General features: G+C 42.4%; 13 protein-coding genes. 9 read left to right on the top strand and 4 right to left on the bottom strand.

Annotated features, from left to right (window positions below; all coding sequences use genetic code 11):
• Nucleotides 1-23 precede the first annotated feature (23 nt).
• The 3 genes from rsmG to Q0R52_RS12385 are packed head-to-tail and all read right to left on the bottom strand — an operon-like array spanning nucleotide 24 to nucleotide 2,354.
• Nucleotides 24-650, bottom strand: coding sequence for a 16S rRNA (guanine(527)-N(7))-methyltransferase RsmG (rsmG, locus tag Q0R52_RS12395; protein WP_295794982.1), 627 nt, complete (start codon nucleotides 648-650; stop codon nucleotides 24-26).
• Nucleotides 640-1,245 (bottom strand): sigma-70 family RNA polymerase sigma factor, encoded by a 606-nt coding sequence (locus Q0R52_RS12390; protein ID WP_252791627.1) that lies wholly within the window; start codon nucleotides 1,243-1,245, stop codon nucleotides 640-642. The genes rsmG and Q0R52_RS12390 overlap by 11 nt, the downstream gene beginning before the upstream one ends.
• The gene (locus Q0R52_RS12385; RefSeq protein WP_295794981.1) at nucleotides 1,236-2,354 is read right to left on the bottom strand and encodes a glycosyltransferase; all 1,119 of its coding nucleotides are present in this window, start codon (nucleotides 2,352-2,354) and stop codon (nucleotides 1,236-1,238) included. The genes Q0R52_RS12390 and Q0R52_RS12385 overlap by 10 nt, the downstream gene beginning before the upstream one ends.
• A gap of 239 nt (nucleotides 2,355-2,593) precedes the next feature.
• Between Q0R52_RS12385 and tgt the strand changes: the two genes are divergently transcribed.
• From tgt to Q0R52_RS12360, 5 genes are all read left to right on the top strand, one after another.
• A complete protein-coding gene (gene tgt / locus Q0R52_RS12380) occupies nucleotides 2,594-3,724 on the top strand; it encodes a tRNA guanosine(34) transglycosylase Tgt (RefSeq protein ID WP_295794980.1) in 1,131 nt (376 codons plus the stop codon).
• Nucleotides 3,725-4,831, top strand: coding sequence for an LptF/LptG family permease (locus tag Q0R52_RS12375; protein ID WP_295794979.1), 1,107 nt, complete (start codon nucleotides 3,725-3,727; stop codon nucleotides 4,829-4,831).
• The gene (locus Q0R52_RS12370; RefSeq protein WP_295794978.1) at nucleotides 4,831-5,736 is read left to right on the top strand and encodes an EamA family transporter; all 906 of its coding nucleotides are present in this window, start codon (nucleotides 4,831-4,833) and stop codon (nucleotides 5,734-5,736) included. Before Q0R52_RS12375 ends, Q0R52_RS12370 begins: the two co-directional genes overlap by 1 nt.
• A 965-nt stretch (nucleotides 5,737-6,701) precedes the next feature.
• Nucleotides 6,702-6,980, top strand: coding sequence for a LapA family protein (locus Q0R52_RS12365; RefSeq protein ID WP_295794977.1), 279 nt, complete (start codon nucleotides 6,702-6,704; stop codon nucleotides 6,978-6,980).
• 4 nt (nucleotides 6,981-6,984) lie between these two features.
• Complete coding sequence (locus Q0R52_RS12360) at nucleotides 6,985-7,872, top strand: NAD(P)-dependent oxidoreductase (RefSeq protein ID WP_295794976.1); 888 nt, start codon at nucleotides 6,985-6,987, stop codon at nucleotides 7,870-7,872.
• Nucleotides 7,873-7,979: 107 nt separating this feature from the next.
• Here the strand turns inward: Q0R52_RS12360 and ispE are convergent, their stop codons facing one another.
• On the bottom strand, nucleotides 7,980-8,780 hold the full coding sequence (ispE, locus tag Q0R52_RS12355; RefSeq protein WP_295794975.1) for a 4-(cytidine 5'-diphospho)-2-C-methyl-D-erythritol kinase: 801 nt from the start codon (nucleotides 8,778-8,780) through the stop codon (nucleotides 7,980-7,982).
• Nucleotides 8,781-9,311: 531 nt separating this feature from the next.
• On the opposite strand from ispE, the gene Q0R52_RS12350 reads away from it, so the two are divergent.
• The 4 genes from Q0R52_RS12350 to secDF all read left to right on the top strand — a co-directional run bounded on the left by Q0R52_RS12350 (nucleotide 9,312) and on the right by secDF (nucleotide 14,410).
• On the top strand, nucleotides 9,312-10,133 hold the full coding sequence (locus tag Q0R52_RS12350) for a thymidylate synthase (protein WP_295794974.1): 822 nt from the start codon (nucleotides 9,312-9,314) through the stop codon (nucleotides 10,131-10,133).
• Nucleotides 10,134-10,195: 62 nt separating this feature from the next.
• The gene (locus Q0R52_RS12345) at nucleotides 10,196-10,564 is read left to right on the top strand and encodes a four helix bundle protein (RefSeq protein WP_295794973.1); all 369 of its coding nucleotides are present in this window, start codon (nucleotides 10,196-10,198) and stop codon (nucleotides 10,562-10,564) included.
• Nucleotides 10,565-10,626: 62 nt separating this feature from the next.
• Nucleotides 10,627-11,109, top strand: coding sequence for a dihydrofolate reductase (locus Q0R52_RS12340; RefSeq protein ID WP_295794972.1), 483 nt, complete (start codon nucleotides 10,627-10,629; stop codon nucleotides 11,107-11,109).
• A 274-nt stretch (nucleotides 11,110-11,383) separates the two neighbouring features.
• A complete protein-coding gene (gene secDF / locus Q0R52_RS12335) occupies nucleotides 11,384-14,410 on the top strand; it encodes a protein translocase subunit SecDF (protein WP_295794971.1) in 3,027 nt (1,008 codons plus the stop codon).
• The last annotated feature ends 38 nt before the right edge of the window (nucleotides 14,411-14,448 follow it).

The raw sequence follows: 14,448 nt of genomic DNA, 5'->3' as shown, positions 1-14,448 counted from the left end.
CGTAATCAAACGAAAATCAACGGTTATGCTTTAATATAGATAACTTGCTTGGTCTCAAAAAACTCCTCGGCGAAATAATCCTTAAGATGGTATTGGCTAACCTTTAGCCCAGATTCTTTAATTTCCTGCGCCAAATCCCCTCCTTTTAAATAAAGAATGCCGTTCGGCAGCTTATTTTTTGATTGCTTGTTAAACTTACCACGCACCCATGGATAAAAATCCTTCAGTTGTGTAACCGCACGCGACACTACAAAATCAAACTTTTCATCAACCTGTTCGGCGCGCTGGTGGCTGGCTTTTACATTTTTAAGACCAAGCGCTTTTGCGACTTCCTGCACCACCTTTATTTTTTTGCCAATAGAATCGACAAGGTGGAACTGTGTCTCGGGGAAAAGAATAGCTAAAGGAATACCTGGAAAACCACCGCCTGTGCCCACATCAAGTACGTTTTCGCCGGGTAAAAACGCCATTACTTTGGCTATGCCCAGCGAGTGTAAAACATGGCGCTCACCCAGCATGTCAATATCCTTGCGCGATATTACGTTTATCTGGTTGTTCCAAAAGGTGTACAATTCGGGCAGGCGGTTAAATTGCTGTTGCTGCTGCGCCGTAAGATTGGGGAAATATTTTAGCAGGTAATCAGATATCATCCCTGTTAAACCGGTTAATTATATTACCAAGTAGGTATCTGGCCCTGAAAAGCTGGGCCTTAACTGTACCTAAAGGCAGGTCGAGCTGTTGGGCAATTTCTTCGTAGGATAGCTCGTCAAAGTAGCGCAGCGTAATTAGGTTTCGGTAACGCGGTGGCAGGCTTTCAATAAGTAATTTAAGCTCCTGGGTTTGTTGTTTTTTTATTGAAACTTCTTCAGGGTTCAGCACATCCGCCTTAATCTGCAGTTGTTTTTCCTCACCGTCTTCGTCCATCATGCCGTGGATCGACATGGTGTTTAGCTTCTTTTTCCGGATAAAATCGATACAGTTATTGGTTGCTACGCGGAATAGCCAGGTGCTAAAGGCGTAGTCGGGCTGATATTTTTCCAATTTCTCAAATGCCTTGGCAAAGGTTTCAACGGTAAGGTCCATTGCGTCCTCTTTGTTGTTAACCATCTTAAGCACCATAAAATAAATAGAATCCTTATACCTGTGCATCAAATCGGCATAAGCCTTCTGGTCGCCTTGTCGGGCCCTTACAACAAGGTGAAAATCGTTCTTTGCGTTCTCGGTAAAATTCGAATTTATTTCCATTGAGTGGTTTTTATAAAAGTGCCAATTAACCCAAAAGTATTTAAGTAAATATAATAAATCGCATCAAAAAAGGGCAGGTACCATAACAAGCCCTTGCCATCCAATCGTTTAAATAGCTTATTATATATGATTAATTGAAAAATCAACCTAAACATAAACAAACCTGCGGCTAACAGGGGCTCAAAGTTGAAAACTAAGCATAATGTTAATAAAATATAGAACAGGAAACCGCTCGCAGCATCGATACTCAGCATGCGTCGATACCTCGCCTTATACAATTTACCCACCCCAAAATGGCGCTTTTTTTGACGAAACAATGAATTCAAAGTGGTTTTAGCATCGGTATAAACAAACGAATCGGGGTTCATTTCGATGGCCGTGTTATCTGCAGTGGCGTTTTGGTTTACAAACAAATCGTCATCGCCTGATATTACGTGCATGTGTGCAGCAAACCCTTTGGCCCCAAAAAACAAAGTTTTAGTATAAGCCAGATTACGCCCTATCCCCATATAAGCATCACCCCTAACTGCTGCCGACAGGTAGTTAATGGCAGTTTTTATAGTCTCAAAACGGATAAACGGGTTCAAGAAATTGCGTGTTTTTTTATATGGCGAATAACCCAAAACAATTTGATCGGGCCTGGTAAAATTAGCGGCCATATAGGTTATCCAGTTGTCGGAAGCAGGTACGCAATCGGCATCGGTAAACAACAGGTATTCGTTTTTTGCAGCCTTTATGCCCAGGGTTAATGCGAATTTTTTACCGGTTTTAAACCTGTCGTGCTCGGTAATGGTAACCACTTTAAGGCGCGGATACCTCTCTTTCATCTCATCGAGCACATCGCCCGATGCATCGTACGAGCAATCGTTTATAACAACCACCTCAAAATCCGGGTAATTTTGCTCCAGTATTGAAGGCAGGTTTTCGCGCAGGTTATTGGCCTCGTTACGGGCACTTATAATTACTGATACCGGGATCAGCACCTCAGGAAGCGATTCAACCGGTTTAAACTTGTTGAGTTTGCTTTGGTTGGCAATTAAAAAATATAGCTGAATAAGGAAGCAAAACTGTAGTGAAATAAATAACGCGTAGTGTAAATATGTTTCCAAACCGGGGTCAAAAATAATGTGCAAAGGTCGCAAAAATTGTTGGAATGTCGTAAGGTTGAAATATTGTAATGTTAAATAAATCAAAACATTTGCGATTAAGGAAGTGGTTGAAATGTTGCAAGGTTGAAATATCGTAATTTTAAATAAGTCGAAAGGATATTCGCTATGCCAATAACGTTTCAACTTTACAACATTCCAACCTTACAACATAATTATTATGTTAATTTTGCATCCTTATAATGAAATTCAACTTAACAGCAAAGGACCCGCTTTCGAAAGCACGGGCAGGTGAAATAACCACCGACCATGGCACTATACAGACCCCTATATTTATGCCCGTTGGTACGGCGGGGACCGTTAAAGCGGTGCACCAGCACGAACTTAAAAACGATATTAAGGCGCAGATAATACTGGGCAACACCTACCATCTATATTTACGGCCGGGATTAAACACTATTGAAGCTGCCGGCGGCCTGCATAAATTTAACGGCTGGGACGGCCCTATTTTAACAGACAGCGGCGGTTACCAGGTGTATTCGCTGACGGAAGTTCGTAAAATAAAGGAAGAGGGCGTTACATTTCGTTCCCATATCGATGGCTCAAAACATTTGTTTACACCCGAAAATGTGATGGATACCCAGCGCACCATCGGCGCCGATATAATAATGGCGTTTGACGAGTGTACCCCTTACCCATGCGAATATGGCTACGCCCGCCGCTCCATCGATATGACGCACCGCTGGTTGAAGCGCTGCTGCGACCGGTTCGATAGTACGGAGCCAAAATACGGTTATAGCCAGACACTTTTTCCTATTGTACAAGGCTCTGTTTACAAGGATCTGCGGGTAAAATCAGCAGAAGTTATTGCATCATTTGAACGCGAAGGAAATGCCATCGGCGGCCTTTCGGTTGGTGAACCGGCGGAAGAAATGTACGCCATGACGGAAATTGTATGCAATATTTTACCTGAACAAAAGCCACGGTACCTTATGGGCGTAGGCACCCCTGTTAATATTTTGGAGAACATTGCCCTCGGGATTGATATGTTTGATTGCGTAATGCCCACCCGTAACGCACGCAACGGCATGCTGTTTACAAAAAATGGCATTATTAACATCAAGAACGAGAAGTGGAAGAACGATTTTTCGCCTATTGAACAGGATAGCGATTTATTTGCCGATACTGCCTATACAAAAGCTTACCTTAGGCACCTGATACATTCAGGCGAAATGCTGGGCGCACAGATAGCTACTTTGCATAACCTGCACTTTTATTTGTGGTTGGTTACCGAAGCCCGCAATAAAATAATTGCTGGCGAGTTTTATAGCTGGAAAAATGCAATGGTAAACCGCCTAGCGCAACGATTATAAATGAAAGCCATTTTATACAGGTACTTAAAAACAATCGACAGGTATATTATTAAAAAATACCTGGGCACGTTTGCGTTTACGCTGGGCATTTTTGTGGTGATTACAGTTATTTTTGATATATCAGAACACATTGATAATTTCCTTAAAAACCACAATACTTTAAACGAGATTGTATTTAAATACTACGCAGGTTTTATACCTTTTTATATGAACCTGCTATCGCCGCTTATTAACTTTTTGGCGGTAATATACTTTACGGCCAAAATGGCCAACCAAACGGAAATTGTGCCGATATTAAGCGGCAAGGCTAGTTTCAACCGCTTTTTAAGGCCTTATTTTATTTGCGCCACGCTGATTTTTTTGGTGTCGCTCTTCGCCAATCTTTACCTTATTCCGTATACTAATAACCTGAAAATATCCTTCGAAAATGCCAATCGTTTTAACGGTGACGACCCGGCGAAAAGCGAGGTACACATACAGCTGGACAAACACACTTTTGCCTACGTACAGTCGTTTGATAATTCAATACGTACCGGCTACCAGTTTATTTTAGAGAAGTTTGACGGTGACCAGCTGAGGGAAAAATTGCTGGCCAACACTATTGTGTACGACTCATTAAAGCGGGTGTGGACCATTAAAAGCTATACCGTAAGGTACATAAACGGGCTGAAAGAAAAATATGTGGATAGCTCCGGGCGATCCAAAGACACGGTACTGGATATGCGGCCGGTGGATTTTATCACCTATGATAACGGCTACACCGCCATGGCAACAGGCGAACTGAGCAAAAATATTGTAAAGGAAAAGCTTCGCGGCACCGGTGCTTTAAAGGAAATGACCTATGTGTTCGACCAGCGTTTTGTGTACCCATTATCATCATATGTGCTTACGCTTATTGGTGTTTCTATATCCTCGCGTAAGGTTCGCGGCGGCATTGGGTTGCCCCTGGGGATAGGTATTTTCCTTTGTTTTGCCTACATCGTCGTCGACAGGTTTGCATTTGTTTTTGCGGTAAAAGGCAACATGCCATCCATCATCGCGGTATTTATACCTAATGGAATATTCGGATTAGTTGGGCTATATTTGCTGTCAAAAGCGCCCAAATAATGGACCCGAAAAATACCTTGCCGGGGTTAAATAAAAACCTGCTTATCCTTCATTTTACTGTCTTTATCTGGGGCTTTACCGGTATACTCGGTGCACTTATTTCAGTGTCGGCGGTAAGCCTGGTTTGGTACCGCGTACTCATTGCATCTCTGTCATTATTCCTATATTTTAAGTTCAATAAGACAGCGCTAAAGTTAGATATGCGCAGCTTTTTTAAGCTGATATTTACGGGCGCTTTAGTAGGCGGACACTGGATATTATTCTTCGCTTCTATTAAATTATCTACCGTTCCGGTGACCCTTGTTTGCCTTTCGTCCATTACTTTATTCACCGCAATTTTCGAACCGCTAATCAATAAAAAGAAGATTTCGAAGTTGGAAATACTAGCTGGTATTTTAATAATATTAGGAATAGCCACCATCTTTAAATTTGAAGGCAGATACACTAAGGGTATAGAAGCCGGATTATTAAGCGCAGTATTTGCCAGCCTATTTTCCATCATCAATTCGCGCCAGGTAAAAAAGTTCGAAGCACCGGTAATAGCATTTTACGAGCTTTCGGGAGCCTTTGTCTGGATATCAATTTACCTTTTATTTACCGGCGGCTTCAACCAATCGATGGCACTGCGGGGGGCCGATATCGGTTATCTTTTCATCCTTGGCACCATCTGCACTTCGCTCGCCTACGTAGCCGGTGTATCCGTAATGCGCGAACTTTCGGCATTCAGAGTAGCCCTGATTACGAATCTCGAGCCTGTATATGGCATCGTTATGTCATTTGTTTTTTTCAAGGATATGAACAAAATGACCCTGGGTTTTTGGGTTGGCGCAGTGCTGTTGCTGTCCACAATCTTCCTGTATCCTGTGGCCCAAAAACAAATAGCCAGGCGAAAAAATCAGGCCTGATTACCTCTATTTATTGTGGTTTTTGACCGTTGACTTTCGCATCTTTCCATGCTCTCCGCATCAATTATTTTGAATGACTTCCGTCCTCATCTTAGGGTGGGGGAGAAAATGACTTGAAAGCCCCGCGCCATTTAAGGCCATCTAAGCCGTTATCTTTTTCATAGCCCCCGGCATACCATTTAAAAGTTTTAGCAGCGTTACAGGCAAATTTCATAAATTTTATAAGTGTATTGGAAGCAAAGATGCTCTTATCTGGTTTTACCTGAACTCACAACCGTAAGTAACTATGTTAATACTCAAAATTGTTCTCTTTAGCTATTTTATATTATATTATAATTACTTTATAATCAAATATTTACAACCACTATTAAAACTGTTTATTCCGATAAAATAAAGCTTCTAAAAATCATATTACCAATTATTTTAGCATGGAAAAACACATATCATATTTTAGCCATTTATTTTATTATAAATCAAATATATAACAAAGATTAATTAAAGTTTTTGTCAGAATGCCCGCTCTAAAAATTAAATTAAGACTAAGTGTACCGAAATTGCCAAATTAGATTTTTCAAGAAATCAAAATTTCGCGGAGATGTATACCAAACTAAAATTAACACCGAAAAAATTCGAGGATATTTTCGGCCTGTTGCCCGGAGTTTTATAGACTTAAAATTTTGCGGAACGAAACAGCAAGCGAGGAATCGACATTAAAGGGATCGACAAATCTTGCCTGGCAGTTCGTTTATCGATGCGAATTTCGGGTCGAATATTTCTGTCAAAAATGGAAGGTCATTTTTTTGCAACCGCATGCGGTTGCAACGACAATTTGTAACACCGGAAAAATGGTTACTAAAATTTGCGAACCTCCCCCTCACCCTGATTTTATTAAATGAAAAACATTGAGCGATTTTTATTCCATTAAAAAAAACAGGATATTGTATTAAATGTTAAACTAAATCACCATGAGAATAAAAACCATCATCATCGTCCTTATCACCATCCTGCTTACGGTTGTGCTGATGCAAAATACCGGCGCAGTTTATTTCAACTTTCTTTGGGCCGTGTTCCGGATGTCCAAACTGGTGGTACTTCTTTTTGTAGCGATTATTTCGTTTGTACTTGGCGTACTGGTAGGCCGGCCAAAACGGGTTAAAAAACTTGGTGGCGACTACACGGACAACGCCTCAGACAAATCAACTCCTGGCACACTAAGTGACGACGACAAGGATTACATCAACTAAAAGTATGAATAACAAAATAGGATTCATCGGCTTGGGGCATATGGGTACGCCGATGGCAAAAAATTTGATAAGTGCAGGCTATCACCTGCAAATTTATAACCGTACAATTGCAAAGGCAGATGAGCTTGAGCAGTCTGCTATCATCAAATGTAAAACACCAGCCGAAGCAGCCGAAGGCGTGTCTGTAATCATCTCCATGCTATCAGACGATGAGGTATTAAAAGACGCAGTTCTGGGAGACGAAGGTATCCTGAAAAAACTGGCCAAAAACGCGCTCCATATTTCCATGAGCACCATCGCCCCGGACACCGCACAACTGCTTTCAAAAGCGCACGAAAATGCCGGCAGCCACTACCTCGCCTCCCCTGTTTTTGGCAGGCCTGAAGCGGCGGCGGCGAAGAAGCTTTGGATATGCACTTCCGGTGGCCTGCAATCAAAAGAAATTGCGAAGCCAATACTGGAAGCGTTGGGTCAGGGTATATTTGATTTTGGCGAAGATGCCGGCGCGGCCAACGTTGTGAAGGTTGCCGGGAACTTTATGATAATGGCATCGATGGAGATGATGGCCGAGGCTTATACCCTCGCCGAAAAAAACGGGCTCGACCGGACAAGGGTGGCGGAGTTTTTCGGGGCTACAATTTTCAACGCACCCATATTTCAAAACTACGGCAAGCAAATTGCCGGCAAACATTACCAACCTGTGGGATTCAAAACCAAGCTGGGCTATAAGGACGCGCGTATAGCCACCAAATTATCACAGCAAGCAGAAATACCCATGCCAATTGTTTCCATCGTCCACAACCGCTTATTAAGCGCCGTAGCCAAAGGCTGGGGAGAGCATGACTGGGCCGAAGGCGTGGGGCGGGGTGTTAGTGAGGATGCGGGAGTGTGAACCTGAACCGGAATTAAGCAGATTTTAGAGATTACGACGAATTTCAAAAAACAGTCCACATCAAAAAAATCTGTAAAGTCCGCTTAATCCCGGTTCCGGTTTAGACCTTAACAATAAAAAATTTCGTTCTCAATTTCCAGAGCGCTCAAATCCGGCGCTGTTTCAAATATTCCAAAAACTGATGCCCCACTTCCGCTCATGCTGGCATACAGTGCGCCGGCTTCGTAAAGGGCGGCCTTCACCCCTCTTATCTCCGGGTGGCTTTTAAACACCGATGCTTCGAAATCATTTTTGATGTATTTTTTCCAGTCAGCGATCGGTTCGTAAATTAAATCCATCAACGAATCTTTTACCGGTGCGGGTTTTACGCCGCGATAGGCCTCCGCTGTTGACACATGTACAGGCGGCATCACCAACACGACCTGGTATTTGGAAAGGTCGAGCCAGACTGGTTCGAATTCATCCCCAATCTCAAAAGCAAATACAGGTTTGTTTTTGATAAAGAAGGCACAGTCGGCGCCAAGTTTGCGGGCATAGCCGATCATTTGCTCATCTGTCATCCCTAAATTAAAATTCTGGTTTATCAGCCTGATAAAAAATGCAGCATCTGCCGAGCCACCTCCCAGCCCCGCGCCAATCGGGATATGTTTATGCAAATGAATTTTTACCGGCGGCAGGTTGAAATCATTTTTCAGCAGACGATAGCCTTTGATGCAAAGGTTGTCTTCCACCCTGCCCGGTATCTCCAAACCGGACGATTCGAAACTCAATTCGTCGGCCACAACAATTTCAAGTGCATCTTTTATGTTGACAGGATAAAAAATGGTTTCAAGGTTATGATAGCCATCATCCCTCCTGTTGAGTACATTTAGACCGATGTTGATTTTTGCGTTAGGGAAAATGAGCATAGTGGTGAGTGGAGAATAGTGAATGATTGATTAAGGTGGATTGAGTTGATTGAGTTTATTAAGTTAAAGGTGAGTTCGATATAGGCAAATGGCTACATCACTGCGAACAGCCGGCGAAGCGTTCCATTTTTGCACACGGAACACCCGGAACGCTATGAAACACACTCATTATCAGACAGTTTAATTCCATTCCAATGATTAAATAAATGTAAGTAGATGATAATCGAGTGCTCCCCCCTTATATCAAATTCACGTTAAGTTAAAAAAGATCTCACCTCCCGTTGGCTGTGTCTTCACAGCCAACGCCCCGCAACCTGGTGCGTTACCACAGCAGGTTCAAGGTTTTGCAAAGTTATGATGTTGCGGTGATAAGAATGATTAACAATGCTGTATTTTTGCACATCAGTAGGTTTACCAACTTAGTTTAATTTTATTTGCACTTATTTCTGTTGATTGGGTGATAATGTTTTGACGGTCTTTCGAAATTTGATCAACTTAATCCAAACCCAGTCAACTTAACCAACTCAAAAAATGAAACAGTATCTCGACCTGATGAGGCATGTGATGGAAACCGGCGCGCAGAAGCACGAACGCACAGGCACCGGTACCCTAAGCGTATTTGGCTACCAGATGCGTTTTAACCTGCAGGAGGGCTTCCCGATGGTGACCACCAAAAAACTGCACCTAAAATCCATCATCCACGAGCTGATATGGTTTTTAAGCGGCGATACTAACATCAAGTACCTAAAAGATAATGGTGTAAAGATTTGGGACGAATGGGCGGATGCCGAAGGTAATCTTGGTCCCGTTTACGGTTACCAGTGGCGTAGCTGGCCAAAACCGGACGGAGGGCATATAGACCAGATTACACAGGTTGTAAACCAGATAAAAAACAACCCGGACTCGCGCCGCATGATGGTATCGGCCTGGAACGTGGCCGACGTTAACCAGATGGCGCTGCCGCCTTGCCACAGTTTATTCCAGTTTTACGTAGAGCCCCCCAACCCCCTGAAGGGGGAAAAACGCGGCAAATTGTCGTGTCAATTGTATCAACGCAGCGCGGATATATTTTTGGGCGTGCCATTCAACATTGCATCATACGCTTTACTAACGATGATGATGGCACAGGTATGCAACCTCGAGTATGGCGATTTTATACACACCTTCGGCGATGCTCATTTGTACAACAACCACCTCGAACAGACACAGCTGCAATTAAGCCGCGAGCCAAGGCCGCTGCCTGCAATAAAAATCAACCCTGACGTGAAGGACATTTTTCAATTTAAATTCGAGGATTTTGAATTATTGAACTACGACCCATGGCCGCACATTAAAGGTGCTGTTGCCGTTTAATCATTGGGTCATTATTTCATTAGGTCATTGGTATGGTTTGCTAGTTGCATTATCACAAATAAATGAGTAATAGAATTGAAGACATTGAAGTTTATAATTTAGCTGAAGCCTTTTCAGAAAAAATTTGGTTTATCGCCACAAAATGGGAATTCTTTGCAAAAGACACTGTTGGAAAACAAATAGTACGTTCCGCTGATTCTATAAGTGCCAATATTGCCGAAGGATTTGGAAGGTTTCATTATAAAGAAAACAAAAACTTCTGTTATTTTAGCCGGGGATCTATTATAGAAACAAAAGGCTGGTTAAAAAAAGCAAAAACGAGAGATTTGTTGGACGACGAGAATTACCAGTTATTACTTCAGCAATTAGAAACCATACATTTAAAACTCAATATTTACATCAAATTCATTGGGAAAGGTAAAAGTGATTAACTGTCATCATAAAAATGACTTAATGACCCAATGACTTAATGACTTAATGACCCAACGACCCAATGACCATCTCCATAGTAGTAGCCATATCCGAAAACCGCGCCATCGGTAAAGACAATAAATTATTATGGTACCTGCCTAACGACTTAAAACACTTTAAGGCCATAACCAGCGGCCATACCGTTATAATGGGCCGTAAAACTTATGAGTCCGTTGGTAAGCCGCTGCCAAATCGCCGTAACATTATTATTACACGTCAGGACATCAAGATTGAAGGCTGCGAAGTTGTAAACTCGATAAAAGCAGCACTCGAACTCTGCAGAACCGAGCGGGAGGTATTTATTGTTGGCGGCGCCGAAATTTATAAACAGTCGCTGCATTTAACCGACAGGATCTACCTGACCGTTGTGCACAAACAATTCGAAGGCGACAGCTTTTTTCCAGAAATTAAAAAGACAGATTGGCTGCAAGTTTCGCGCGAGGACCATCAGCCTGATGAGAAAAATTCATTGCCTTATTCGTTCATCACCTACGAGCGGGTTTAGAGATTAGGGATTGATGATCAGAGATTAGTTTCAGGGTTGTCGAGGCATCAAAAACAAGAAACAGGCAGTTTTGTTCTAAAAAAATAAACAATTTACATTTAATTAATTATCTCATTATCAGTCAATAAAAAACCTAATCTCTAATCATCAACCTCTAATCTCTATTCCCTGCCTACTCTTTTAAATTAAAAATTTCATGCTTAGGAAATTTTATTAGATTTGCCGTCTTATTTAAAATGCTTATAAACTAATTAATTACATATTTTAATTCACAATGCAAGGTAAAGGGGTTGTTAAATTTTTCGCCATAGTGCTGGCTGTCGTATGTATATACCAGCTTTCATTTACATGGGTTGCTCACAAAGTTGAGCAGGACGCGGAGGTATTTTCAAAGGGCGATTCAACAAAGAGAACGTTTTATCTGGATTCAATTGCAACACAGCCGGTATATCCGTTATTCAAACACGATTATCAGTACGTTAACCAAAGGAAGCTTGCCTTAGGTTTGGACCTTGAAGGCGGTATGAGCGTGACCATGCAAATTTCGCTGATAGAACTGGTAAAGAAATTAGCAAACGATAACAAGGATGTAGTATTTAACCAGGCTTTAACCGCCGCCGCCGCCGACCAGGTACGTGGCAGCCAGGACAATTATATCATTTTGTTTGTTAACGAATATGAAAAGCTTAATCCCAACGGAAAGCTAGCCGCAATATTTGCAACCAAGGATAACCAGGACCATATTAAGTTTAACGCCACCAACAGCGAAGTTGAAACCTATCTGCTGGACCAAGCGAGCACCGCGATAACTCAATCGTACACCATCCTTAACACACGTATCGACGCGTTTGGCGTGGCCAATGCAAACATACAGCGCCCAAAAAACTCCGACCGTATTTTAATTGAACTCCCGGGCATTAAAGACCCTGAACGTGTGAGTAAACTATTATCGGGTACTGCCAAGCTTGAGTTTTACCAAACTTATAGCAACAGCCAGGTGTTCCCGCTGATTAACAATATAAATGGCATTATAGCTGCTAAACAGAAAGCCGAAAAGAAAGACACCTCAAAAACTGCCGCCAAACCGGCCGAAGTTAAACCTGCTAACCCGATTGCTGCGAATAGCAAAGCACCTGCTACTGCCGCAAAAACGGATACTGCAAAAAACAAAGGCTCGTTATCATTGCTGAACAAAGTTCAAAAAAGTAATGCTAAGGGCGATACTTCGGCGCTGGCTAAAAACGCGCAAAACGCCGATCCTCTTTTTGCCGTGTTAAAACCACTGGTTTACCAGGGGCAAAACGGGCAGATTCAATATGCCCCCGGACCGGTAGTGGGCCGTGCTGAGTTAAAGGACACTGCAGCGGTTAACAGATACCTGCGCATTCCGGAGGTTAAGGCTGCCATCCCTCAGTCTATGAGGCTGCTTTGGTCGGTAAAACCTTTAGATAAAACAAAAACATTCGAACTATTTGCTATTAGATTAGTAGGCGCAGGAAATAGCCCTGCGCTTGCCGGCGATGTGATTAACGATGCACGTTACGACGTTGACCAAAAAGGAAGTAATGAAGTGGTAATGGTAATGAACTCGGATGGTGCCCAACAATGGAGCCAGATAACGACCGAAGCTTGTGCCGATCCGCAAAACCACCAGTCGATAGCTATCGTGCTTGACGACAACGTTTATTCAGCACCACGTGTAGACAATCCTATCCCTGGCGGCGTTTCTACAATCTCAGGTAGCTTTACTATCGACGAAGCAAAAGATTTGGCTAACGTGTTAAAAGCAGGTCGCTTACCTGCGCCTGCGCACATTGTTGCCAGAACGGTGGTAGGTCCATCTTTAGGCCAGGAAGCCATCAGCGCGGGTTTAATATCGAGCCTTGTAGGTTTACTGGTTGTGCTGGTGTTTATGATTGCTTACTATAATCGTGCCGGCACGGTTGCAGTAGTTGCGGTAATCGTCAACATATTCTTTTTAATGGGCGTACTAACCAGCATTGGCGCAGTTTTAACCATGCCGGGTGTTGCTGGTATAGTGTTGATCCTGGGTATATCGGTGGATGCAAACGTACTGATTTATGAACGTGTGCGTGAAGAATTAGCTCTTGGTAAATCGTTACGAATTGCCGTTGCAGATGGTTTTAAACATGCGTTATCGTCTATTCTCGATTCAAACATAAGTACCTTCTTAACAGGTGCAATATTATATGTATTCGGTACCGGCCCTATCCAGGGTTTTGCCATCACTTTAATGATTGGTATCATAACTTCATTATTCTGTTCACTGCTAATATCAAGATTGATATTTGAATGGATGCTTGAAAAAGGCTGGGATATCAAATTCTCTAATCCATGGAGCTCACATACTTTCAAAAACGCAAACTATGCTTTTGTTAAAAACCGTTTCAAATTCTATATCTTCTCGGGTATATTTATTGTTGCCGGTTTAATTTCAATGGCAACACAGGGCTTTAATTACGGGGTTGATTTTGTGGGCGGTCATAATTACCAGGTGAAGTTTAATAGCCCGAATGTCTCTACAGAAGACGTAAGGCATATAGTTGACAAATATTTAGGGGAAGGTAACGAGGTGAAAACCTTTGGGACAGACAGATTGAGTATAACCACCAAATATTTGATTAACGACACCGCACGCAATACCGACCAAAGAGTACAGGCTGCCTTGATAAAAGCGCTTGGTACAAACCCAAAAACAAAGATAACAGCAGCTAATATTAGTCGCAGTCAGAAGGTTGACCCAACCATAGCGAATGGTTTGAAGAAATCGGCATTGTTGACGGTAATTTTTGCAATTATCATTATCTCAACCTACATACTCATCCGTTTCCGCAAATGGCAGTTTAGTTTGGGTGCGATGGTTGCAACCGCTCACGATGCGTTGATGGTATTGGCTTTCTTCTCGTTATTTAAGGATGTGTTGCCATTCTCACTCGATATTGACCAATCATTTATTGCGGCGATATTGACGGTAATCGGCTACTCAATTAACGATACGGTGGTGGTATTTGACCGTATCCGCGAGTTCCTGAGCTTGCACCATGCAAAAACTGATGATCCTAAAGCAGTTATTAACGATGCGATTAACAACACGTTAAGCCGTACAATTATTACGGCTTTAACAGTAATAATGATATTACTGGTATTGTTCATCTTCGGTGGCGATGTTATCCGCGGGTTCTCGTTCGCGTTGTTGATCGGCGTATGTTTTGGTACCTATTCGTCGATCTGCGTAGCAACACCGGTGATCATCGACTTTGGGAAAAAAGATCTGAGATAAGTAAAATTCACAAATATTCAAAGGGCCCCAAAGAACAT

The sequence above is a fragment of the Mucilaginibacter sp. genome, from assembly GCF_025359345.1.
In the GTDB taxonomy this organism is placed as follows: domain Bacteria; phylum Bacteroidota; class Bacteroidia; order Sphingobacteriales; family Sphingobacteriaceae; genus Mucilaginibacter.
This window is presented reverse-complemented; position numbering and strand designations above follow the sequence as displayed.